15 protein-coding genes are annotated in these 24306 nt (G+C 72.9%); 10 read left to right on the top strand and 5 right to left on the bottom strand.

Annotated elements, in window-relative coordinates; all coding sequences use genetic code 11:
* The 4 genes from BU197_RS30845 to BU197_RS28205 form a co-directional block, all read left to right on the top strand.
* On the top strand, positions 1-3528 hold a 3528-nt coding region (locus tag BU197_RS30845; protein ID WP_411158548.1), incomplete at its 5' end, for an FtsK/SpoIIIE domain-containing protein.
* A 425-nt stretch (positions 3529-3953) separates the two neighbouring features.
* Positions 3954-5327: an ABC transporter substrate-binding protein gene (locus BU197_RS28215; protein WP_188271153.1), complete on the top strand. Its 1374-nt coding sequence runs from the start codon at positions 3954-3956 to the stop codon at positions 5325-5327.
* Positions 5328-5337: 10 nt separating this feature from the next.
* Complete coding sequence (locus tag BU197_RS28210) at positions 5338-6741, top strand: carbohydrate ABC transporter permease (RefSeq protein ID WP_188271152.1); 1404 nt, start codon at positions 5338-5340, stop codon at positions 6739-6741.
* On the top strand, positions 6738-7706 hold the full coding sequence (locus BU197_RS28205) for a carbohydrate ABC transporter permease (RefSeq protein WP_188271151.1): 969 nt from the start codon (positions 6738-6740) through the stop codon (positions 7704-7706). The genes BU197_RS28210 and BU197_RS28205 overlap by 4 nt, the downstream gene beginning before the upstream one ends.
* 121 nt (positions 7707-7827) lie before the next feature.
* Here BU197_RS28205 and BU197_RS28200 read toward each other — a convergent pair whose 3' ends face one another.
* On the bottom strand, positions 7828-8427 hold the full coding sequence (locus BU197_RS28200; protein WP_223183652.1) for a TetR/AcrR family transcriptional regulator: 600 nt from the start codon (positions 8425-8427) through the stop codon (positions 7828-7830).
* A gap of 119 nt (positions 8428-8546) precedes the next feature.
* Here BU197_RS28200 and BU197_RS28195 point away from each other — a divergent pair, with 119 nt between their 5' ends.
* From BU197_RS28195 to BU197_RS28185, 3 genes are all read left to right on the top strand, one after another.
* Positions 8547-9512, top strand: a complete 966-nt coding sequence (locus tag BU197_RS28195; protein ID WP_188271149.1) for an ABC transporter permease — start codon at positions 8547-8549, stop codon at positions 9510-9512.
* Positions 9505-10452, top strand: coding sequence for an ABC transporter ATP-binding protein (locus tag BU197_RS28190; protein ID WP_188271148.1), 948 nt, complete (start codon positions 9505-9507; stop codon positions 10450-10452). The genes BU197_RS28195 and BU197_RS28190 overlap by 8 nt, the downstream gene beginning before the upstream one ends.
* 365 nt (positions 10453-10817) lie before the next feature.
* The gene (locus BU197_RS28185) at positions 10818-11957 is read left to right on the top strand and encodes a glycosyltransferase 87 family protein (protein ID WP_188271156.1); all 1140 of its coding nucleotides are present in this window, start codon (positions 10818-10820) and stop codon (positions 11955-11957) included.
* 104 nt (positions 11958-12061) lie between these two features.
* Here BU197_RS28185 and BU197_RS28180 read toward each other — a convergent pair whose 3' ends face one another.
* Positions 12062-17032 (bottom strand): NAD-glutamate dehydrogenase, encoded by a 4971-nt coding sequence (locus tag BU197_RS28180; RefSeq protein ID WP_188271147.1) that lies wholly within the window; start codon positions 17030-17032, stop codon positions 12062-12064.
* Between the two features lie 430 nt (positions 17033-17462).
* Here BU197_RS28180 and BU197_RS28175 point away from each other — a divergent pair, with 430 nt between their 5' ends.
* Entirely contained in the window at positions 17463-18017 is a 555-nt protein-coding gene (locus BU197_RS28175) for a DJ-1/PfpI family protein (RefSeq protein ID WP_188271146.1), read from the top strand.
* 250 nt (positions 18018-18267) lie between these two features.
* Here BU197_RS28175 and BU197_RS28170 read toward each other — a convergent pair whose 3' ends face one another.
* Both BU197_RS28170 and BU197_RS28165 read right to left on the bottom strand, forming a co-directional pair.
* Positions 18268-18939, bottom strand: coding sequence for an HAD family hydrolase (locus BU197_RS28170; protein WP_188271145.1), 672 nt, complete (start codon positions 18937-18939; stop codon positions 18268-18270).
* A gap of 48 nt (positions 18940-18987) precedes the next feature.
* Complete coding sequence (locus BU197_RS28165) at positions 18988-19494, bottom strand: DUF6912 family protein (protein ID WP_188271144.1); 507 nt, start codon at positions 19492-19494, stop codon at positions 18988-18990.
* A 689-nt stretch (positions 19495-20183) separates the two neighbouring features.
* Between BU197_RS28165 and BU197_RS28160 the strand changes: the two genes are divergently transcribed.
* Positions 20184-20561: an Rv3235 family protein gene (locus BU197_RS28160; RefSeq protein ID WP_188271155.1), complete on the top strand. Its 378-nt coding sequence runs from the start codon at positions 20184-20186 to the stop codon at positions 20559-20561.
* Between the two features lie 55 nt (positions 20562-20616).
* On the opposite strand, the gene secA is transcribed toward BU197_RS28160, so the two are convergent.
* Positions 20617-23421, bottom strand: a complete 2805-nt coding sequence (secA, locus tag BU197_RS28155) for a preprotein translocase subunit SecA (RefSeq protein ID WP_188271143.1) — start codon at positions 23419-23421, stop codon at positions 20617-20619.
* Between the two features lie 239 nt (positions 23422-23660).
* Between secA and BU197_RS28150 the strand changes: the two genes are divergently transcribed.
* Positions 23661-24257 (top strand): GNAT family N-acetyltransferase, encoded by a 597-nt coding sequence (locus tag BU197_RS28150; protein WP_188271142.1) that lies wholly within the window; start codon positions 23661-23663, stop codon positions 24255-24257.
* The last annotated feature ends 49 nt before the right edge of the window (positions 24258-24306 follow it).

Here is a 24306-nt window from a genome sequence, read left to right as displayed (position 1 = left end):
GTCGGCGTCGGCGGCCTCGGCGAGGGCCAGGGGCCCGGTGCTGCCGGTGGCCCCGGCCCCGCGCGCGAGGACGCCTCCTCCGGCCGACCGCACGGCGGTCCCGGTCGTCCCGGGAACGCCGGGGACCACGACGGCGGGGCCCGGAAGGACCGGGGCTCCGCGTCCGGCCCGGCAGCGCGCGGGGGCAGGCGGGGAATCAGCGCGTGGGCCCGGCGCCTCACAGGGGGACGCGAGGAGCTTCCGGCCCCCGTCGAGGACCCCAGGCCCGCCCAGGAGACCCGGATCGGCGCCCGGCCCTCGTCCGACGTGCCGGAGACCGCCGCCGCGCCCGCACCGGCGCCCGACACCTGGCCCGACCCGGCCACCGTCCTGCTCACCGCCCTCGGTCCGGGACCCCGGCTCTGGGAGCGCGGCCGGGACCACCCCGAGTCCCTCGTGGTCCGCCTCGGCACCACCGACCGCGCCGCGCTCTCCGGAGTGCCCGTCACCGTGGGGCTGCGCGAGGCCGGTTCGCTCGGTCTCGCGGGGCCCGCCGACCGGCTCGCCGGTCTCGCCCGCTCGGTCGTCGCCCAGCTCGCCGCCCTGCACTCCCCCGCCGAGCTGGAGATCGTGCTCATCAGCGCCGACCGGAACCGTTCGCTGGACGAGCGGCGCCGGGCCTGGGGCTGGCTCGGCTGGCTCCCGCACGTCCGGCCCGCCCACGGCCAGGACACCCGGCTGCTCCTCGCGTACGACCGCGAGCAGGCCCAGGCCCGTACGGCGGAGCTGACCCGGCGGCTCGACGACGGCCCGCTCGGGACCGGCTGGCCCAGCGCCGACCGCACGGCCGTCGCCGAGGCGGCCGCCCGGCACGAGGGACCGGTCACGGTCGTGATCGTGGACGGCGACCCCGGCTCCTCCGCGCTGCGCGAGACGGTGGCGCGCCTTGCCGGTGCCGGACCGGCGGCCGGGATCCACCTCCTCTGTCTCGCGGAGGCGCCCCCCGCCTCCCCCGCCTCCCCGGTGGCCGCCACCTACGAGTCGGCGTGCACCGCGTCCCTCGCGTTCCGCGAGTGCGGGGCCGCCGTGCTCCTCAGCGGTGACGTGGCCACCGCGCTGCGGCTGCTCAGGACGGCGGGCGGACGGATCGCGGGGCACGGCACCGTGGGTGTGGTCGACGCGGTCTCGCTCGCCTGGGCGGACCGGTTCGGGCGCGCGCTCGCCCCGCTGCGCACGGACGCGGCGGCGGTGCCCGGCGCCCGCGCCTCCACGCTGCCTCCCTCCGCGCGGCTCCTGGACGAACTGGGACTCGCCCGTGCCACGCCCGCCTCCCTGATGGCCCGCTGGGCCTCGGCCGGGGACGGCACGGCCGTCCTGGGCGCGGGACCGCGCGGCCCGCTCGCGGTGGACCTCACCCAGGAGGGCCCGCACCTGCTGATCGAGGGGCCCCCGGGCAGCGGGCGCACGGAGCTGCTCCGTTCGATCGCCGCCTCCCTCGCGGCAGGCGGCCGCCCCGACCGGCTCGGGCTGCTCCTGGTGGACGGGGCGGGCGGCGAGCGCGGCGAAGGACTCGCGGCCTGTACGGAGCTGCCACACGTCACCGAGCATCTGATCGCATCGGACCCGGTGCGGATGCGGGTGTTCGCGCAGGCGCTGGGCGCGGAGCTGAAGCGGCGCGCCGAGCTGCTCGGCGACGGGCACTTCGCCGACCGCCGGGGCCCGCGTACGGCGTCCTCGGGCGACCGGATGATCGGCCAGCGCGGGGCGAGCGCGGCGGAGTCGGTCCCGCAGGGCCCCCGGGTGACCGTCCGCCTCCCGGAGGACGAGACCTCCGGCACCGGCCGCCGCCCCGCGTACCCGGGGGACGTCGACGGCCGGACGAGCGGTCGCGTGCCGTACCCGGGCGAGGCCGGGGGGCGCGGCGCGTACCCCGGCGACCTGGGCGGCCGGGCGAGCGGCCGGACCCCGTACCCCGGCGACCTCACGGACCGCCCGAGCGGGCGGACCCTCCGGACCGGCGACGGCTCGATCGGCTCCCTGCCGAGCGCGCGGAGCGGCCGGGGCGCGTACCCGGGAGACGCCGAGGGCCGGACGCCCTACCCGGGCGAGGGCGGGCGTACGAGCGGCCGGGGCGCGTACCCCGGCGCGGACGACCTGCGCGCGCGCCCCAGCAGCCGCACGCTCCGCACCGGTGACGCCGACCCCGGCGGCCCGGCGGAGGGGCACGGTTCCCACCCGGGCGACCTCGGGATGTCCGCGAGCGGCCGGATCCCGCACCCGGGCGCCGAGGACTCCGGGGTACGCGGTCCGGGCGCCGAGGGCTCGCGTATGCGCGGTCCGGGGGCCGAGGACCTCGGTGGGCCCGTGAGCGGCCGGATCCCGCACCCCGGAGCCGGGAGCGGGGCCGACGAGCGTTCCGGCGCCCGGATCCGGCCGGGCGGTGACGCCGTCCGTCCGGACACGCCGAGCGGGCGACCGCCCCGCCGGGACGGCGGCTTCCTCGACGACCGCCCGAGCAGCCGCACGCTCCGCACGGGCGACGACCCGGGCACGCCCGCGAGCGGCCGGGTCCCCCGGACGGGGGACGGCGACCTCGGCGGCCACCCGAGCGGCCGGTTCACCCGCACGGGGGAAGGCGACCTGGGCGGTCGGACGAGCGGCCGGATCCCGCGCGCCGGGGACGGCGACCTGGAGGGCCACGCCGGCGGCCGAGTCTCCCGGGCGGCGGAAGGCGACCTCGGCGGGACCGCGAGCAGCCGGACCTACCGCACCGGGGACGGCGACCCGGGCGGGCAGACCAACGGCCGCGTTCCCCGCACCGGCCACGGCGACCTCGGCGGGACCGCGAGCAGTCGGACCTACCGCACCGGGGACGGCGACCTCGGAGGTCACTCCGGCCGGATCCCCCGTGCCGGGGACGGTGGCCTGGACGGGGCCGCGAGCAGTCGGACCTACCGTGCGGGAGATCCGGTCGCCGGGGGTGAGGCGGGGGTCGGCCGAGGCGGCTCGGCCGGGTATCTGCCCCGGCTCGTCGTTCTCGTCGACGACTTCGACGCGCTGGTCGCCCCCGCGCTCGGCGCCCCCGGGCGGCCCGCCGCGGGCTCCGTCGTACGGGCCCTCGAAGCCGTCGCGCGGAACGGAGAGCGGCTCGGGGTGCACCTCGTCGCGACCTCGTCGCGGCCGGACAGGACCGCCGACACCGAGCTGGCGCACGGCGCCCGGCTGCGGATCGTGCTCGACCCGCCTCCGGCGGTCGCCGGGCCCGAGGTACCGGCCGCCGGGCGAGGGCGCCTCGGGCATCCGGACGGGCGGGTGACGCCGTTCCAGGCGGGCCGGGTGACCGGCCGCATCCCCCGGACGGCGACGCTCCGGCCGACGGTGGTCCCGCTGGAGTGGGAGCGGATGGGTGATCCGCCCACCCGCCGCCCGGTCCGGGAGCTGGGCAACGGACCGACGGACCTGGCCCTGCTCGCGAGCGCCCTCGACCGGGCGGCCCGCTCGGTGGAGGCGACACCCGTACCGCCGCTGACCCCCGCCACGCGCGCGTAGGCCCGGTCCACCGGCCCACGCGTGCGTGGCCCGGGGCCCCGGACCACGCGTGTGTAGGCCGGTGGACCGGGCTGGTCGCCTGCCCGGTCCGGGAGCCCCCGGCACCCGCGCATGCCACGGCCCGGCCCTCCGGCCTTTCCCGGACCCGGGAGGACCGGTCCGCGCACCCGCTCCGGCCGGGAAGGTCGGGAAGGCCCGCGCCCCCGCCCCCGTACTCCCGTATCCCCGTATCCCCGTACTTCCGTATCCCCGTACGTACATCCGCCCCGCCCCGCGCGGAGTTCACCCCTCTCCCCTCACTGACGGAACGTCACGAGCCAATCACGATCGGCCCGTTGGGGGCGGAGGCGGTATTGCGGGCCCCGGAACCCCGGCGTAGACCTGTCGGCACGGACAGCGACGCGCACGGGAGAGACGGGGCAGTGATGCGTACAACTCTTCGTCCACGCAAGGCCGCAGCGAAGACGACGGCACTGACGGCGTTCGCCGCCTTCGCCGCGCTCACCCTGGCCGCCTGCGGGGGCGGTGACGGTGGCGACGGCGCCGAGTCCCCGGCCTCCGTGCCCGCCGGGGACTCGCTCAAGGGCGAGAAGATCGAGGTCGCCGCCGTCTGGACGGGCCCCGAGCAGGAGAACTTCACCAAGGTCCTGCGCGAGTTCGAGCGGCGGACGGGCGCGACCGTCACCTTCGTGCCCGCCCAGGACCCGATCGTGAACTTCCTCGGGACGAAGATCGCGGGCGGCGCCCCGCCGGACGTGGCGATGCTGCCGCAGGTCGGCGCGATCCGGCAGGCGGCGGCCCAGGGGTGGCTGAAGTCCGTGGGCCAGGAGGCGGCGGACCAGCTGGCCGCGCACTACTCGCGCGGCTGGCGGGAACTCGGCATGGTCGACGGCACCCAGTACGGGGTGTACTTCAAGGCCGCCAACAAGTCCCTGGTCTGGTACAACTCCGCCGTCTTCGAGGGCGCGGGCGCGACCGAGCCGAAGACCTGGAAGGAGTTCCTGGCCACGGCGGAGACCATCTCGGCGTCCGGTGTCACCCCGGTGTCGGTGGGCGGCGCGGACGGCTGGACGCTCACCGACTGGTTCGAGAACGTCTATCTCTCGCAGGCGGGCCCGGAGAAGTACGACCGGCTGGCCAAGCACACGCTCCGGTGGACGGACCCGTCCGTCACCGCCGCCCTGACGACGCTCGCGGAGCTGTTCGGCAAGCCGTCGCTGCTCGCGGGCGGTACGAACGGGGCTCTCCAGACGGAGTACCCCGTCTCCGTCACCCAGACCTTCACCGGAGGCGACCAGCCCAAGGGGGCGATGGTCTTCGAGGGCGACTTCGCCGCCGTCAACATCGCCGAGACGAAGGCGGGCATCGGCACGGACGCGAAGGTCTTCCCCTTCCCCGCGGTCGGCTCGGGCACCGCCCCGGTGGTGACGGCGGGGGACGCGGCGGTGGCGCTGAAGGAGACCAAGGGCGCGCGGGCGCTGCTCGCCTTCCTCGCCTCCCCCGACGCGGCGGGAATCTGGGCGGCGGAGGGCGGTTTCCTCTCCCCGAACAAGGACCTGGACCCGGCGGCTTACCCGAACGACGTCCAGCGGGAGATCGCGAAGGCGCTGATCGGCGCGGGTGACTCCTTCCGCTTCGACATGTCGGACCAGATGCCGCAGTCGTTCGGCGGGACGCCGGGCAAGGGCGAGTGGAAGGCGCTCCAGGACTTCCTGAAGAACCCGAAGGACATCGCGGGGACCCAGGCACGCCTGGAGGCGGACGCGGAGAAAGCGTACCGGGCCGCGGCGAAGGGCTGAGGCCCCCGCCATGCCCCGAAACCAGGACCGAGACCAGGACCCAGACCAGAGCCGAGGCCAAGCCCAGGGCCACGGCCAAGGCCGCCGAGACCAGAGCCATGACCGTGGCCGTGGCCGTGCCCGTGGCCGTGCCCGTGGGAGAACGGTCGCCGTCGTCTTCCTGCTGCCCGCCCTCCTCCTGCTCGGCGCGCTCGTCGTCTACCCGATCGGGTACTCCGTCCAGCGTTCGCTCTTCGACCGCTCGGGCTCCTCGTTCGTCGGTCTCGACAACTACCTGGCCCTGGTCGGCGACGACTCGCTGCGCACCGCCGTCCGCAACAACCTGGTCTGGCTGGTGGTCGCCCCCGTCGTGGCGACCGCGCTCGGTCTGCTCTTCGCGGTGCTCACCGAACGCGTGCGCTGGGGTACGGCGTTCAAGCTGGTCGTCTTCATGCCGATGGCGATCTCGATGCTGGCCGCCGGGATCATCTTCCGGCTCGTGTACGAGCAGGACCCGGACCGGGGTGTCGCCAACGCCGTCTGGGTCGGGGTCCACGACACCTTCGCCGAGGCCTCCGGCTTCCCGAAGGCCAGGCCGCTGCCCGTCCATCCGCTGCGGGCGGCCGGGGACGGCTCGTTCGTGACGAAGGAGCCGGTGCGCGCAGGGGAGCCCGTACGGCTTCCGCTGGTCGGGGTGGCCCCCGGCAGGATGCCGACGGAGGCCCGCCCGGCGCACGAGCCGGCCGCGCCCGCCGGGGGCACGGTGTCCGGGACGGCGTGGCTGGACTTCACCCGGGGCGGCGGCGGGCGGCCGAACCGGGTCGACCCGGCCGAGGCGGGCCTCGCGGGGCTGCGGATCGAGGCGGTGCGGGACGGCGAGGTCGTCGCCCGGACCACGGCGGCGGCCGACGGCTCCTTCTCCTTCCCCGCCGAACGGGTGACAGGGGCGCTCATCCGGCTGCCCGCGAGCAACTTCCGGGAGCAGTACGGCGGGGTGGAGTGGCTGGGCCCCTCGCTCGTCACCCCTGCGGTCATCGGGGCGTACGTGTGGATGTGGGCCGGGTTCGCGATGGTGCTGATCGGGGCGGGGCTCGCGGCCGTACCGCGTGAACTGCTCGAAGCGGCGCGGGTGGACGGGGCGAACGAGTGGCAGGTGTTCCGCCGGATCACCGTGCCGCTGCTCGCGCCGGTCCTGGTGGTCGTCCTGGTCACCTTGATGATCAACGTACTGAAGGTCTTCGACCTGGTCTTCGTCATCGCACCGGGGTCGGCGCAGGACGACGCGAACGTGCTCGCGCTCCAGCTGTACCGCTCGTCCTTCGGCACGGACGCCGATCTCGGCGTCGGCTCGGCCATCGCGGTCGTGCTGCTCCTGCTCGTCCTGCCGGTCATGGCGGTCAACATCCGGCGCATCCGAAGGGAGACCCGCCGATGACGTCCTCGGGCCAGGAAAGGACCGGCCACGGGACCGCACCCGAGGCCGGATCCGGGACCGGGACCACACCCGGGGCCGGGCCTGGGGCCGGGGCCGTATCCGCGCCCGGGGTCGCCTCCCGGCTCGCGGCGCGGGCCGCCGCGCGGGCCGCCGGGGGCGCGGTCCGGGTGTTCCTGCTGCTCACGGCGCTGTTCTGGCTACTGCCCACGGTGGGGCTGCTGCTGTCCTCGCTGCGTTCGTCCTCGGACATCGCGGCGAGCGGCTGGTGGCGTGTGTTCACCGCGCCCGCGCAGCTGACCACCGCCAACTACGCCGACCTGCTCGCGAACGGCACGATCACCCGCTCGCTGCTCTCCACCGTCCTCATCACCGTCCCCGCGACCCTGCTCGTACTGGTCATCGGCTCGCTCGCCGGGTACGCGTTCGCCTGGCTGGACTTCCCGGGGCGCGACTGGTGGTTCCTGGGCGTGGTGGCCCTGCTCGTGGTGCCCGTGCAGGTGGCGCTCGTCCCGGTGTCGAAGCTGTTCGGCGCGGTCGGGCTCTTCGAGACGACGCTCGGGGTGGTCCTTTTCCACACCGCGTTCGGGCTGCCGTTCGCGGTCTTCCTGCTGCGGAACTTCTTCGCGGAGATCCCCCGCGAACTCCTGGAGGCGGCGCGGCTCGACGGGGCGGGCGAAGTGCGGCTCTTCACCCGGGTGGTGCTGCCGCTCGGCGGTCCCGCGATCGCCTCGCTGGGAATCTTCCAGTTCCTGTGGGTGTGGAACGACATGCTGATCGCACTGATCTTCGCGGACTCGCAGTCCCCGCCGATCACGGTGGCGCTCCAGCAGCAGGTCCGGCAGTTCGGCAACAACGTGGACGTGCTCGCGCCGGGGGCGTTCCTGTCGATGGTGGTGCCGCTGGTGGTGTTCTTCGCGTTCCAGCGCCAGTTCACGGCGGGGGTGATGGCGGGGGCGGTGAAGTGAGACGGAACGGGGTTTCACGGCCGTAAAACCCCTGCTTCAAAGCCCCTGCTTCCCCAAAACCCCCGCTGCCCCCTTCAACCCCGGCCGCTCAGCCGCTCAGCCGCTCGGCCCCCGGCACCCCTCAGCCCCTGAGCGCCGCCACCGCCGCGCGGGCCAGCTCGTCGACGTACCCCGAGGGCAGCGGCGCGCGGACGACGACCAGGCGCCAGTAGAGGGGGCCGACGATCAGGTCGAGCGCGCGCCCGGGGTCGGTGCCCTCGGGGAGTTCGCCGCGCGCGACGGCGTCGTGGACGATCGCGGTCACGACGCCCCGGGGCCCGTCGAGGAGCGTCGCGCTGACGGTCTCGGCGATCTCGGGGCGCCGCGCCGCCTCGACGAGCAGGTCGGGGATGACCTGGGAGGCGACCGGGTGGCGCAGCGCGTGCGAGGCGACGACGAGGAGCGCGCGTACGTCCCCTTCGAGGGAGCCGGTGGCGGGGACGGGCAGCCCCTGCTCGGCGAAGGCGCCGACGAGGTCGAGGACCAGGGCGAGCTTGGACTTCCAGCGCCGGTAGACGGCGGTCTTGCCGACTCCGGCGCGGCGCGCGATGCCCTCGATGGACATCCGGGCGAAGCCGACCGCCGCGAGTTCCTCGAAGACGGCGGCGCGGATGGCCTCGGTCACGTCCTCGCGGAGTACGGCGGCTCCGGCGGGGGCGCGGCGGGGGGTCGGATCGGTCATGAAGGGCATCCTAACGAACGGCGACGCCCCACCTTCGTTACGACGATACGGTTGCGTTCCGACGCGGCACCCCCCTAACCTCCCCGTAGCGACGATACGGACCCGTTCCATCGCCGACGATGCCCCGCACCCTTCGTCGAAAGCGCCCGCCCGTGACCACCACCCTCGCCCCGCCATCCCTCCCGCGCCCGGACCCCACCGGCTCCCCGGGCCCCTCCGAGGACCCGCGCGCCCTGGCCCTGCGGCACGGGCTGACCGTGAGCGGCGCCCGCCCCTCGCTGCCCCGTTACGTCGGGCAGCTCTGGTCCCGCCGTGACTTCATCACCGCCTTCGCGACCGCCCGGCTGACCGCCCAGTACAGTCAGGCGCGCCTCGGCCAGGTCTGGCAGGTGATGACCCCGCTCCTCAATGCGGCGGTCTACTACATGATTTTCGGCGTTCTGATGAACGCCAAGCATGGCGTCCCCGACTACGTGCCCTTCCTGATCACCGGCATCTTCGTCTGGACGTTCACCTCCGACACGGTCATGGCGGGCACCCGCGCGATCAGCGGCAATCTGGGCCTGGTCCGCGCCCTGCACTTCCCGCGCGCCGGCCTGCCGATCTCGCTCGCCCTCCAGCAACTCCAGCAACTGCTGCTCTCGCTCGCCGCGCTGACCGTGATCCTGTTCTGCTGCGGCCAGTTCCCCACCTGGAGCTGGCTGCTCGCCGTCCCCGCGCTGCTGTGCCAGGCGCTGTTCAACGCGGGCGTGGCGCTCGTCCTCGCCCGGCTCGCGGCGCGCACCCCGGACATCAGCCAGCTGATGCCGTTCGTGCTGCGCACCTGGATGTACGCCTCCGGCGCCATGTGGTCGATCCGGAACCTGGCGGAGAGCGGGCGGTTCCCGGAGGGCGTGGTCCTGGCGCTCCAGTGCAACCCGGCGGCGGTCTACATCGACCTCATGCGCTTCGCCCTGATCGGGAGCCACACCTCGGCGCAGCTCCCGCCGCACGCCTGGGCACTCGCCGCCGGCTGGGCACTGCTGACCTTCTGCGGCGGATTCGTGTGGTTCTGGAAGGCGGAGGAGACGTACGGCCGTGGCTGAGCACACCGAGCACACCAAGCACACCGAAGATGCCGAACACACCAGGCGCACCCGGCTCACCGAGCACACCGAGACCGTCAAGCACACCGAGCGTGCAGGGACCGCCGGAAGGCCCGAGACCCCTGGAGGCCCCACCCCCACCGTCGTCGTCGACGGCGTCCACGTCACGTACACCGTCCACGGTGGCGGGGCGGGTGGCCGGGGCGCCGCCACCGCCGCGCTCGGCCGCATCCTGCGGCGCGGCGGCGCGGCTCCTGCCGGGCGGAGGGTGCACGCCGTGAAGGGGGTCGGCTTCGTCGCCCACCGAGGCGAGGCAATTGGCCTGATCGGTTCGAACGGATCGGGGAAGTCCACCCTTCTGAAGGCCATCGCCGGTCTCCAGCCCGTCGAGCGCGGCCGGGTCTACACCCAGGGGCAGCCCTCGCTGCTCGGCGTCAACGCGGCGCTGATGGGCGATCTGACGGGCGAGCGGAACGTGATCCTGGGCGGGCTCGCGATGGGCATGAGCCGTACGGAGATCCGGGAGCGGTACCAGGAGATCGTGGACTTCGCCGGGCTCGACGAGACGGGCGACGCGATCTCCCGCCCCATGCGTACGTACTCCTCCGGGATGGGCGCCCGGCTGCGGTTCTCCATCGCCGCCGCGAAGAGCCATGACGTCCTGCTCATCGACGAGGCCCTGGCCACCGGCGACGCGCGGTTCCGGCAGCGGAGCCGGCGGCGGATCGAGGAGCTGCGGGCGGCGGCGGGCACGGTCTTCCTGGTCAGCCACTCGAACTCGACCATCACGGAGACCTGCGAGCGGGCCCTGTGGCTGGAGGCGGGGACACTGCGGATGGACGGACCGGCGAAGGAGGTGGTGGCGGCGTACGAGGAATTCACCGCGACGGGAGGGCCGCTCGGAGCCAAGACGCCGGGCAAACAGGACATAGCGGTCTAGAGTGCGGAGGAATGACGAACGACCAGCCCCCTCCGCCACCCGGGCCGTCCGCACCCCCGCCACCACCCCGGCCACCCGCGCCGTCCACGCCCCCGCCCTCCCGGCCGCCCGAGGCCACCCCGCCCCCGCAGCCCCCGGACGCTCCCGCCACCCGGCCATCGGATGCCCACCCCGCCCGGCCGTCCGCCGCTCACCCCGCCGCCCGGTCGTCCGCGCCGTACACCCCCGACCCGTCCACCCCCGACCCGCCCGCCCTCACCGGGTCGCCCTTCGACTCGGAGACCTTCACCTCCGCGACCTTCGTCACGGTCGGCGGCGGCCCCCGGCTCGCCCTCGCCGCCGTCTGGCTGACCACCCGCGCGGGAATGCTCCTGCTGCTCCTGCGCGACAGCCTCGGCATCGGCGGGGTCGGCCGCGAGGTGGACCTCTACCGGCACTGGTACGGCCTCTTCGCCCAGGGCACCTTCCCGCCGGGCGACGCCACCTGGCAGTACCCGCCGGGCGCCGGGCTCGTGATCATGTCCCCGGGCCTGCTGCCCTGGCTCACCTACGCCCAGGCGTTCGTCGTCCTCGCCCTCCTCGCCGACGCGGCGGTCGTCCTCGCCCTCGCGGGCGCCGACAGCGCCCGCCTCACCCACGGCTCCTGGTACTGGGTCTGCGGTCTGCCGCTCCTGCTCCATCTGCCGCTCGCCCGCTACGACGTCCAGGCCACCGCCCTCGCCGTCCTCGCCCTGCTCGCCCTCGCCGCCCGCGCCCCCGCCGCCCACCGGCTCGGCGGCGCGCTCGCCGGGATCGGCGCCCTGGTCAAGGTCTGGCCCGCGCTCGCCCTGATCGGCACCCCCCGGGGCCGTACCACCCGGGACGCCTGGACCGCCGCCGCCGTCACCGCCCTCGCGCTCCTCGCCACCCTCGCGCTCTGCTTCTCCGACGCGCTCGGCTTCCTGCGCCAGCAGGGCGGCCGGGGCGTCCAGATCGAGTCGCTCGGCGGCACCGCCCTCGCGCTCGCCGGGGCCGGCGGGATCTGGCCGGGCCAGGCCGAGTTCCGCTACGGGGCCTACGAGTACGTCGGCCCGTACGTCTCCAGCCTCGGCCACCTCGCCCTGCTGCTCACCGTCGTCGCCTTCGGCTGGCTGCTCCTGTGGCGGCTGCGCGCCCACCGCTGGACCGCCGCCACCCCCTTCGACGCGGCCCTCGCCGCCGTGCTGCTCTTCACCGTCACCAGCAGGGTGATCAGCCCCCAGTACCTCGTCTGGCTGCTCGGTCTCGCCGCCGTCTGCCTGACCTCCCGGGCCACCGTGATGCGCCCGGTCGCCCTCCTGCTGCTCCCGGCGGCGGCCCTCAGCACCCTCGCGTACCCCGTCCTGTACGACGAGGTCGTCGCCGGGACCCCCCGGGGCGTGACCGTGATGGTGCTCCGCAACGGGCTGCTGCTCGCCGCCGCCCTCCTCGCCGCCCGCCGCCTGTGGACCTCGACGGTCCCGGGCCCGCCCGTACGCGAATCCTGAGGCGCGCGCCGGGCCCTCGGAAGGGGACCCGAAGGGGACACGAAGGACACGCGAAGGGCCCCGCCGGAGAAATCCGACGGGGCCCTTCCGGGTACTACCGGGGCCTAGCTGTGCGTACGAAGCAGCGTGCGCATCGTCCGCATCGCCACCGACAGGTTGGCCAGGTCGAAGGTGTCCGAGCCCTGGATCTCGTCCAGGGTCGTCCGGGCGCGGCCCAGGATCGCCGCGTTCCTCTCCTCCCAGCCCTTGAACCGCTCCTCGGGGCTCGTGGTGCCGTTGCCCACCGTCAGGACGTCCGCCGTCAGCGCCGCGTGCGCCGCGAACAGGTCCTCACGGATCGAGGCGCGGGCCATCGACTGCCACCGGTCGCTGCGCGGCAGGTCGATGATCCGGTCCATCAGACCGGTGATCCGCAGCCGGTCGGCCAGGTCGTAGTAGACCTCGGCCACCGCGAGCGGCTCCTTGTCCATCCGGTCGGCGATGGCCACGATGTCGAGGATCGGGAAGGCCGAGGAGAAGCCCGCGACCCGCTGGGCCAGCTTCTCCGGCACGCCGACCTCGGTCAGACCGTCCAGGATCGACTGGTACCACTCCAGGTCCGCGCCGCGCAGCAGGCCCGGCATCTGCGCCCGGACCTCCTCGACCCGCTCGCCGAAGAACTCGATGGTCTCGGTGAGCTGGAGCGGCTGCGGCCGGTTGTTGAGCATCCAGCGGGTGCCGCGCTCGACGAGCCGGCGCGAGTGCAGCCGCATCCGGGTCTGCACCTCGGCCGGCACCCGGGTGTCGAGCGCCTCGACGGCGTCCCAGGTCTGACCGAGCCGGAAGACCGTCCGGGCGGCGGTCTGCGCCCGCACGATCTCCTCGATCGAGGCGCCGGTCTCCTCGCGGAGACGGTGCAGGAAGGTCGAGCCGCCGGTGTTGACGGTGTCGTTGACCAGGACGGTGGTGATGATCTCGCGGCGCAGCGCGTGGTTGTCGACCGCCTCGGTGAACTTCTCGCGCAGTTGCGTCGGGAAGTACGCGTGCAGCAGTCCGCGCAGGTACGGGTCGTCCGGCAGGTCCGTGCCGATCAGCTCGTCGGCCACCGTGATCTTGGTGTACGCGAGGAGGACGGCCAGTTCCGGCTGGCTCAGACCCCGGCCGTTGTTGAGCAGTTCGCGGATCTGCCGGTCGGCGGGCAGGAACTCAAGGGAGCGGTCGAGGGCCCCGTCACGGCCGAGCCTGCGCATGAAGCGCTGGTGGGCGTGGAGCAGGGAGGGCGACTCGGCGACGGCGTTGGCCAGGGCGGTGTTCTGCGCGTAGTTGTTGCGCAGCACGAGCCGGCCGACCTCGTCGGTCATCTCGGCGAGGATCTTGTTGCGCTGCTTGACGGTCATGTCGCCCTCGGCGACGAGCCCGTTGAGCAGGATCTTGATGTTGACCTCGTGGTCGGAGGTGTCGACGCCCGCGCTGTTGTCGATGGCGTCGGTGTTGATCTTGCCGCCCTCGCCGAGGGGGCCGCCGTTGCGGGCGAACTCGATGCGGCCCAGCTGGGTCGCGCCGAGGTTGCCGCCCTCGCCGACGACCTTGGCCCGGACGTCCTTGCCGTCGACCCGGATGGGGTCGTTGGCCTTGTCGCCGACGTCGGCGTTGGACTCGGCCGAGGACTTGACGTAGGTGCCGATGCCGCCGTTCCACAGCAGGTCGACGGGGGCGTGCAGGACGGCCTTCATCAGTTCGGCCGGGGTCATCTTGGTGATCCCGTCCTCGATGCCGAGGACGGCCCTGACCTGCGCGTTGATCGGGATGGACTTGGCGCTGCGGGGGTGGACGCCACCGCCCGCGGAGAGCAGCGAGGGCTCATAGTCGGCCCAGGAGGAGCGGGGCAGCTCGAAGAGGCGGCGGCGCTCGGCGTAGGAGACGGCCGCGTCCGGGTTCGGGTCGAGGAAGATGTGCCGGTGGTCGAAGGCGGCGACCAGGCGGATGTGCTCGGAGAGCAGCATGCCGTTGCCGAAGACGTCGCCGGACATGTCGCCGACGCCGACGGCGGTGAAGTCCTCGTTCTGGGTGTCGTGGCCCAGCTCGCGGAAGTGCCGCTTGACGGACTCCCAGGCGCCCCGGGCGGTGATGCCCATGCCCTTGTGGTCGTAACCGGCGGAGCCGCCGGAGGCGAAGGCGTCGCCGAGCCAGAAGCCGTACGCCTCCGCGACGCCGTTGGCGATGTCGGAGAAGGTCGCGGTGCCCTTGTCGGCGGCGACCACCAGGTAGGTGTCGTCCTCGTCGTGGCGGACCACGTCGACCGGCGGCACGACCTCGCCCGCGACCAGGTTGTCGGTGATGTCGAGCAGCGCCGAGATGAAGGTCTTGTACGAGGCGATGCCCTCGGCCAGCCAGGCGTCCCGGTCCACGGACGGGTCCGGGAGCTGCTTGGCGACGAAGCCGCCCTTGGCGCCGACGGGCACGATGACGGTGTTCTTCACCATCTGCGCCTTGACCAGGCCGAGGACCTCGGTACGGAAGTCCTCGCGCCGGTCGGACCAGCGCAGACCGCCTCGGGCGACCTTGCCGAAGCGCAGGTGGACGCCCTCGACGCGCGGCGAGTACACCCAGATCTCGAACGCCGGGCGGGGCGCGGGGAGGTCGGGGATGGCCTGCGGGTCGAACTTCATCGACACGTAGGAGTGCGGCTCGCCCTCGGCGTTCTTCTGGAAGAAGTTGGTGCGCAGGGTGGCCTTGATGACGGTGAGGAAGGAGCGCAGGATGCGGTCCTCGTCCAGGCTCGCGACCTGGTCGAGGGCGCCGTCCAGCTCCTCCAGGATGCCGTCGGTCAGCTCGGTGCCCGCGTGCTGGCGCTCGGGCGACATCCGGGCTTCGAAGAGGGAGACGAGCAGCCGGGTGGTGTGGACGTTGTTGCGGAGAGTGTTCTCCATGTAGTCCTGGCTGAACGTGGAACCGGCCTGGCGCAGGTACTTGGCGTAGGCGCGGAGCACCATCGCCTCGCGCCAGGTGAGCCCGGCGGACAGGACGAGCGAGTTGAAGTTGTCGTCCTCGGCGCGGCCGGTCCAGGTGGCGGCGAAGGCCTCCTGGAAGCGCTCGCGGGCGTCGTCGGCGAGGTAGTCGCCGCCGTTGCCGGTGGTGACGGGCATCCGCAGGCCGAAGTCGTAGACCCAGGCGTGGGTGCCGTCGGCGCAGCGCAGCTCGTAGGGGCGCTCGTCGGTGACCTCGACGCCGAGGCGGCTGAGGACCGGGAGCACGGCGGAGAGCGAGATGGGCTCGCCCGTCTTGTAGATCTTGAAGCGGCGCTCGCCGGGGCCGGAGCCGACGGGCTCGTAGAGCGAGAGCGCGAAGTCCTTGCCCTCGGTGCGGGCCAGGGCCTCCAGGTGGACGAGGTCGGCGACGGCGGCGCGCGGCGAGTGGTCGGCCTTGTAGCCCTCGGGGAAGGCGTTGCCGTAGCGGCGCAGCAGCTCGGCGGCGCGCTCCTCGCCGCACTCGGCGTTCAGCGCCTCGGCGAAGCCGTCGGCCCAGGAGCGGGCGGCCTCGACGAGCCGGGCTTCGATGCGGTCGACGTCGGCGTCGGTGAGCTTGGCCAGCTCGGTGCCGGGCTCGACGCGGACGACGAAGTGCAGCCGGGAGAGGATCGACTCGGTGTTCCAGGCGGTGAAGTCGACGCTGGTGCCGCCCAGCTCCTCCTTGAGGAGTTCGATGAGCCGCAGCCGGACGCGGGTGGTGTAGCGGTCGCGCGGCAGGTAGACGAGGGCCGAGTAGTAGCGGCCGTACTCGTCCTGGCGCAGGTAGAGGCGGAGCCGGCGCCGCTCCTGGAGGTACAGGACGCTGGTGACGACGGACTGGAGCTGGTCGACCGGGGTCTGGAACAGCTCGTCGCGCGGGTAGGTCTCCAGGATCTGGAGCAGGTCGCGGCCGTCGTGGCTGTCGGACGAGAAACCGGCGCCCTCCAGGACCTCCTGGACCTTGCGCTTGACGACGGGGACCCGGCGGACGGACTCGGTGTAGGCGGCCGAGGAGAACAGGCCGAGGAAGCGGCGCTCGCCGATGACGTTGCCGTCGGCGTCGAACTTCTTCACGCCGACGTAGTCGAGGTACGAGGGGCGGTGCACGGTCGAGCGGCTGTTGGCCTTGGTGAGGATCAGCAGCTTGTGCTCGCGGGCCTTGGCGCGGGCGTCGGCGGGCAGCCGGCTGAAGGACGGCGAGACGGGGTGGGCGTGGTGGCCCTCGTCGTCGCCGGTGTGCTGCGGGTCGGAGCGCAGGATGCCGAGGCCGGTGCCGGGGACGGCGGCCAGCGCGTCTCCGTTGACCAGCTGGTACTCGCGGTAGCCGAGGAAGGTGAAGTGGTCGTCGGCGAGCCAGCGCAGCAGCTCGCGGGCCTCTTCGACCTCGGTGGGGCGCAGGTCCGCGGCGGTGGGCTCGGACGGGAGGCCCTCGGCGATCCGCACGGCGGTCTCGCGCATCTTCTCCCAGTCCTCGACCGTCTCGCGGACGTCGGACAGGACGCGCAGCAGATCGGCGGTGATCTGCTTGAGGTCGGCGCGGTCGGTCTCGCGGTCGATCTCGACGTGGATCCAGGACTCGGTGAGCGCGTCGTGCGGCAGCTCGCCCTCGATCTGGGCGGACAGGACCTCGATGAGTCGCCCGGTGACGTCGCGGCGGACGAGGACCTGCGGGTGGATCACGACGTGGATGCCGCGGCCCTGGCGGGACAGCTCGTTGGTGACCGAATCGACCAGGAAGGGCATGTCGTCGGTGACGACCTCGACCACGGAGTGGCTGCTCGTCCAGCCGTTCTCCTCGACCGTCGGGGTGTGCACCCGGACGTTCGCGGTGCCCTGCGGCCGGTTCTCCGCGAGCCGGTAGTGGGAGAGCGCGGCACCGAACACGTCGACCGGATCCCGGTCGCCGAGGTCCTCCGGAGCGGTGTGCAGGTAGTAGCGCTGGAGGTATTCGAGCACGGTGTCCCGGTTCGGGCGCCCCTCGGCGCCCTGGGAGCCCGTCGGGAGTCGGCCCCCCACCGGGCTGTGCTCAGCTACCCGGGCGGCCCTTTCGAGCAGCTCGGCCTTGGCTTCGTCCAGCTTGGTCTGCATGTCCTCTGACTCCTGTCGCGCGCCGTTGCGTGACGTCGGTGGAAGAAAGGGCACAACGCCACGACGCGGTGATTCCGGTCGAAGTAGACGTTATGCCCCGATGAGAGTTGCCCGGGTCGTTATCGGCCACGGAGAGCGGCGCGCCCGGACGAAGGGGATCGGCGAACGCGGGGGCGGCCCGACCGCGAAGGCGGGTCGGGCGGCGGCCGGGGGCTCCACTGCCCCCTCGGCGTATCGCGCTGATCACGGCAAAAGCCTATCGCTCCCGACCCCCGAACCGTCATGAGCCGTATGTGTACAAAAGACGACCGGGAAGTTTGACGTTCTGGACAGCGACAAGGGACCTGTCGGGAAACCGCCACACGAGGGCCTTCTTTAGGTCAGCATGGGGCCAGCACCGCAGACCGACCCTCTGTGACCTGGGAGAGCCATGGCGAAGATCCTGATCGTGACCGGCGACGCGGCGGAGTCGCTGGAGGTGATGTACCCGTACCAGCGCCTCCTTGAGGAGGGGTACGAGGTCGACATCGCCGCCCCGGAGCGCAAGAAGCTCCGCTTCGTCGTCCACGACTTCGAGCCCGGGTTCGACACGTACACGGAGAAGCCCGGCTACACCTGGCCGGCCGACCTCGCGTTCTCCGAGGTCGACCCGAGCGCGTACGTGGCCGTGGTGATCCCGGGCGGCCGTGCGCCGGAGTACCTGCGCAACGATCCGGAGCTGCGCAAGATCCTCAAGGCCTTCTTCGACGCGGACAAGCCGGTGGCGCAGATCTGCCACGGGCCGCTCCTGACGGCCGCCACGGGCGCCCTTGAGGGCCGCCAGGTCACGGCGTACCCGGCCCTCGAACTGGACATGCAGGCGGTCGGCGCGACCTTCCAGGACAGCGAGGCCGTGGTGGACGGCCTGCTGGTCTCCTCCCGCGCCTGGCCGGACCACCCGGCGTGGATGCGCGAGTTCCTGAAGGTCCTCCGCGCACAGGGCTGACCCCCGGGACCACCCGCGCCCGCCCCTCGGCACCACCGGGGGCGGGCGTGGCGCGCTTGAGCGAGGCCGCGGACGTACGCCGGTGAGGTCCTGGGCGTCCGTGGTGAGGCCGTGAAGCGTGGATGTACGCCGCGAGGCCGTGGACGTACGCGCGAAGGCCCCGGGCGTGCGTGAGGCCCCGGGCGTGCGTCGTGGGACACGAGGCCCGGGTGCGCGTCCGGGAAGCGGCGCAGGGCCCCCGGTGGGCGCGCTAGACCAGCTCCTCCGCGACCGCGACCGCCTCCGTGAGGGAGTCGACGACCGGCACGCCGACCCGCTCAAGCGAGGCCCTGCTGTGCGAGCCCCCGGTGTACAGCACCGCCTTCGCGCCGACGTGGGCCGCCGCGAGCGCGTCGTCGGCCGCGTCCCCGATGACGACCACCCGGTCCGCCGGAACGCTCCCGAGCGCGGCCAGATGCCGCACCATGTGTCCGGCCTTGCCGTCCGTCGAGGGGCCGACCCGCCCGTCCATCCGGACGAACCGCTCCGCGATCCCGTGCCGCCGCACCAGCGGTATCAGCTCCGTGTGCGGGGCGAGCGAGAGGAGCGACTGCGTGAACCCGGACTCCTGCCGGGCCGCGAGCAGCTCGGCGGCGCCGGAGGCGAGCCCGCAGGCCTCGGCGCGCTGCCAGTAGTGCCGGTGGAAGGCGCCGTCCATGACGTCCCACTCGGTGTCGGTGGGCAGCCGTCCCATCAGCCGCTCGTAGAACCTGGGCACCGGCACCGTGTACAGCTCGCGGTACCGCTCCAGGGTGATCGGTTCGAGCCCCAGCTCCGTGAAGGCGGCGTTGGTCGCCCCGATGACCGCCCCGATGTCGTCGAGCAGTGTGCCGTTCCAGTCCCAGACCAGGTGCTTGCCCGGCAAGCCGTCTCGTGTCCCCATGGAAAAACGGTACCCGGCCGGTCCGACAGTCACGTCCGGGAGACGGGATCAGCCGAGCAGCGCGGGAATCTCCTGTACGCCGAACCAGAGCAGCTCGTGGTCCTCCGCGCCGTCCACGACGAACCGCGCGTCGTCGTCGCCCTGGTCGGCAGCCCCCAGCGCGTCGGCCGCGGCCGTCACATCGGCCTGCGCGTCGTCCGCGTCGGCGTGCACGGCGGCGGCCTTGCCGAGCGGGACGGGACCGGCGATCCGGACCTCGCCGACGGAACCGGCGTCGAGCCCCCGGTCGGGGTCCGTGCTCGCGTCACGGTCGGGGACGTCCACCGCGACCACGATCCTGCGGCGGGGCGCCTCGGGGTCCCCGGCGAGCAGGCGCAGGGAGGCGGCGGCGGCACGGTTGAGCGCCGCGTACTCCAGCTCCTCGATGTCGTCGGAGACGTACCACTCGCGCAGTGCGGGGGTGACGGCGTAGGCGGTCAGCGGGCCGGAACCCAGCTCGCCCGCCTTGTGCGCCTGTGCGAGACCGGGGAGGGTCAGAGGGACGTACACGCGCATGGCTGGCCGCTTTCGTAGACGCTTCCGTGGTCGGCGAGTCCTCAGGATACGTGCGGAGTCCCCCTTCGGGGATTTCGGCCGGATCGCGCCTGCGTCCACCCCGGAAAGGGGCCCCCGAGAGGCCCTGAGACCCGATTTTTCGGGGCACCACCCGGATAGGTGATTCCGTTTTCGGACACTTCTCCGGCGGGCCGCTTCTTGCGGGCCCCGAGCGCTCGCCCGTACAAGATCCCCAGGGAAAGTTACCGACTGGTACCAGCCGGTGACACAACGACACGGGGGCCCTCATGACCGGCACGCTCACCACGACCCGCCCGACACCTGCGCCCGACACCCACCCGGGCGCGCCCGCCGACCGCTCGACCGCGCACCCCGACCGCTCGACCGCACCCGTCTCCACCGGGCACCCGTCCGCACCGGCGCGGCCCCGGGCCCCGATTCGGACCACGCCCACGCCCACCCGGGTCCCGACCCAGACCACGCCCGCACCCACCCGGCTCCAGGCTCAGACCGCCCCCGCCCCCGCCCCCGCCACCGGCACCGGCACCGGCACCGCCACCGCCACCGCCACGACCACAGCCGTCCCCGGCAGCAGGCCGCGCCGGTCTCAGGGCGCCTCCGGCACCGGCCCACGGGGCGCGGCGGGCGCCCGTCCGCAGGGACCGGCGGGGACCCGTCCTCGGACGACCGTGCCCCGGCCCCGCGCCTCCGCCCGGCCCGAGGCGCCCGACCGCCCCCGCACCCTCGCCCCGCACACGCTCTTCGCCGAGCGGCTGCTCGCGGTGCTCAGCGGGGAGCGGCCGGTGCACTGGATGCTCGGGCACACCATCGGGGAGGCGTACGAGCAGCTTGTCCGGATCGCGCCGGAGACCCCCCTGCGCTCGCTCGGGCCCCGGCCGGTGGTGCGGCGCTGTTCGGCCCAGCCGGACGACGGGCGGACGGTTCTCGAAGCCTTCGCGACGATCGCGACCGGACCGCGCGTCCGGGCCATGGCCTTCCGGCTCGAACGCGGTGAGGACCTGCGCTGGCGCTGCGCCGCCGTGGAACTGGACGGACTCCTCCCATGACGGAGGGGTCGGCCGCCCACCGGGCGACCGACCCCTCCGTCAGAGGTTCAGGACCTCACTTCTTGCGGCGGCGCCCGCCGCCGCCCGCGTTCTTCTGGGCCTTGCGGCGCTCCGCGCGGGTCATCCCGTCGCCGCCGTCCGCGTCCTCGGCGCCGAAGTCGCCCTCGACGACACCGCCGTCACCGTCCACGCTCGGCGCGGAGAAGTGCAGCCGGTCGGGCCGCTGCGGGGCGTCGAGCCCCTTGGCGCGGATCTCGGGACGTCCGGCCGGCACCGCGTCGCCCTTGTCCAGCGACGGGCCCTCCTGCACCGGGACCTCCTCGACCTGCTGCTCGACCTGGACCTCCAGGTTGAACAGGTAGCCGACGGACTCCTCCTTGATGCCCTCCATCATGGCGGTGAACATGTCGAAGCCCTCGCGCTGGTACTCGACCAGCGGGTCCTTCTGCGCCATCGCGCGCAGACCGATGCCCTCCTGGAGGTAGTCCATCTCGTAGAGGTGCTCGCGCCACTTGCGGTCGAGGACGGAGAGGACCACGCGCCGCTCCAGCTCGCGCATGATCTCCGAGCCGAGCTGCTTCTCCCGCTCGTCGTACTGCTCGTGGATGTCGCTCTTGATGGACTCGGCGATGAACTCGGCGGTGATGCCCGCCCGGTCACCGGCGGCGTCCTCCAGCTCCTCCACGGTGACCTTCACCGGGTAGAGCTGCTTGAACGCGGTCCACAGCCGGTCGAGGTCCCACTCCTCCGCGAAGCCCTCGGCGGTCTCCTGGCGGATGTAGTCGTCGATCGTGTCGTCCATGAAGTGCTGGATCTGCTCGTGCAGGTCCTCGCCCTCCAGGACGCGGCGGCGCTCGCCGTAGATGACCTCGCGCTGCCGGTTGAGCACCTCGTCGTACTTCAGGACGTTCTTACGCGTCTCGAAGTTCTGGGTCTCGACCTGCGACTGCGCGGAGGCGATGGCCCGGGTGACCATCTTGTTCTCGATCGGCACATCGTCCGGAACGTTGGCCATGGCCATCACGCGCTCGACCATCTGCGCCTTGAACAGACGCATCAGGTCGTCGCCGAGCGAGAGGTAGAAGCGGGACTCGCCGGGGTCGCCCTGACGGCCGGAACGACCGCGCAGCTGGTTGTCGATACGGCGGGACTCGTGCCGCTCGGTGCCCAGCACGTACAGCCCGCCGAGGTCCTTGACCTCCTCGAACTCGGCCTTCACGGCCTTCTCCGCGCGCTCCAGGGCGGCGGGGAGGGCGGCGGCCCACTCCTCGACGTGCTCGACCGGGTCGAGACCCGCCTGGCGCAGCTCGGCCTCGGCGAGGTCGTCCGGGTTGCCGCCGAGCTTGATGTCCGTGCCTCGTCCGGCCATGTTCGTGGCGACGGTGACGGCGCCCCGACGACCGGCCTGGGCGACGATGCTGGCCTCGCGCTCGTGGTGCTTGGCGTTGAGCACCTCGTGCTGGACACCGCGCTTGGAGAGCTGCTGCGAGAGGTACTCGGACTTCTCGACGGAGGTCGTGCCGACCAGGATCGGCTGGCCCTTCTCGTGCTTCTCCGCGATGTCGTCGACGACGGCGGCGAACTTGGCGACCTCGGTCCGGTAGATCAGGTCCGACTGGTCCTTGCGGATCATCGGCCTGTTCGTGGGGATCGGGACGACGCCGAGCTTGTAGATCTGGTGGAACTCGGCCGCCTCGGTCATGGCCGTACCGGTCATACCGGACAGCTTCGAGTAGAGCCGGAAGAAGTTCTGGAGGGTGATGGTGGCGAGGGTCTGGTTCTCGTCCTTGATCGCCACCCCTTCCTTCGCCTCGATCGCCTGGTGCATGCCCTCGTTGTAGCGGCGACCGGCGAGGATACGGCCGGTGTGCTCGTCGACGATCATGACTTCGCCGTCGATGACGACGTAGTCCTTGTCCTTCTTGAACAGTTCCTTCGCCTTGATGGCGTTGTTCAGGTATCCGACGAGCGGGGTGTTCACCGACTCGTAGAGGTTGTCGATGCCCAGCCAGTCCTCGACCTTGGCCACACCGGCCTCGTGGATGGCGACCGTGCGCTTCTTCTCGTCGACCTCGTAGTCGCCGGTCTCCTCGATGCCCTTGAGCGGGTTGCCGGGCTCGCCCTTGGCCAGGCGGGTGACCAGCTTGGCGAAGTCGCCGTACCACTTGGTCGCCTGGTCGGCCGGGCCGGAGATGATCAGCGGCGTACGGGCCTCGTCGACGAGGATGGAGTCGACCTCGTCGACACAGGCGAAGTTGTGGCCGCGCTGGACCAGCTCGTCCTTGGACCACGCCATGTTGTCGCGCAGGTAGTCGAAGCCGAACTCGTTGTTCGTGCCGTACGTGATGTCGCAGTCGTACTGCTCACGGCGCTGGGCCGGCGTCATGTTGGCGAGGATGCAGCCGATCGACAGGCCCAGGAAGCGGTGCACCCGGCCCATCAGCTCGGAGTCGCGCTCGGCCAGGTAGTCGTTGACCGTGATCAGGTGCACGCCCTTGCCGGAGAGCGCGTTGAGGTAGGCGGGGAGCGTGCCGACGAGGGTCTTGCCCTCACCGGTCTTCATCTCGGCGACATAGCCGAGGTGAAGGGCGGCGCCGCCCATCAGCTGGACGTCGTAGTGGCGCTGACCGAGCACGCGCTTCGCGGCCTCGCGCACGGTCGCGAAGGCCTCGGGCATCAGGTCGTCGAGGCTCTCGCCGTCGGCGTACCGCTGCTTGTACTCATCGGTGAGCGCCCGCAACTCGGCGTCGGAGAGGTTGACGAAGTCCTCTTCGATGGAGTTGACCTGGTCCGCGATGCGGTGCAGTTTGCGCAGGATCTTTCCTTCGCCTGCACGCATGAGCTTGTTGAAGACGGACACTGAGGCTGGTCTCCTTGCCGGTCGGGCCTGGCACTGGGTCTTGTCATGGACGCGAGCGCGGGCACGGCAGGTGGTCCCCACCGCAACGGCCATCGTAAGCGAGACCGCCCTCGCGGAGGGAGGCCCACAGTGCCGCAGCCGTACGTGCGCCCGGAAAGAGAACGCACGAGGGGGGCGGAAGGTGCCGCCCCGCCCGAAAAGTGTTCGCTTCCGCTCGCCCGCCTCACCACAATCCCGGCATGGATCCCATCACCCTCACCACCGACCGTCTGCGGCTGCGGAACTTCGTCGTCGGGGCCGCCGACGGCCCCGACGACACGGACGCGGTGCACGCCCTCTGCCAGGACCCGGACATCCGGCGCTGGACGACCGTCCCCGACCCGTACACCCGGCAGGACGCCGAGCTGTTCCTCCAGCGGCTCGTCCCCGACGGCTGGCGCGACGACACCGAGTACGCCTTCGCGGTGGAACCGCTGGCGGGCGGCCCCCTGCTGGCCGCCGCCAGCCTGAGCGGCCGGGGCGAGGGCGTCTGGGAGGTCGGCTACTGGCTGGCCGCCGAGCACCGGGGCAACGGCTACATGACAGAGATCGTCCGCGCGCTCGCCCACTGGGCCTTCACCCAGCTCGGCTGCGTCCGGCTGGTGTGGCGGGCCGAGGTCGGCAACGCGCCCTCGCGCGCGGTGGCCGAGCGGGTCGGCTTCGTCGTCGAGGGCGTCCAGCGGGCCGGGCTCGTCAACAAGGGCACGCTCCGGGACTGCTGGGTCGCCGCGCTCCTCCCCTCCGACTTCGGTCTGCCCAGCCCCCTGCCCTACCTTCCGGCGCCCGAGCGGCCCTGAACGGCGCCCCGGCGGAACCCCCGACGGCCCGCGGAACCCCGGACAGCCC

It is taken from the genome of Streptomyces sp. CBMA291 (assembly GCF_014596525.1).
Lineage (GTDB): Bacteria > Actinomycetota > Actinomycetes > Streptomycetales > Streptomycetaceae > Streptomyces.
This window is presented reverse-complemented; position numbering and strand designations above follow the sequence as displayed.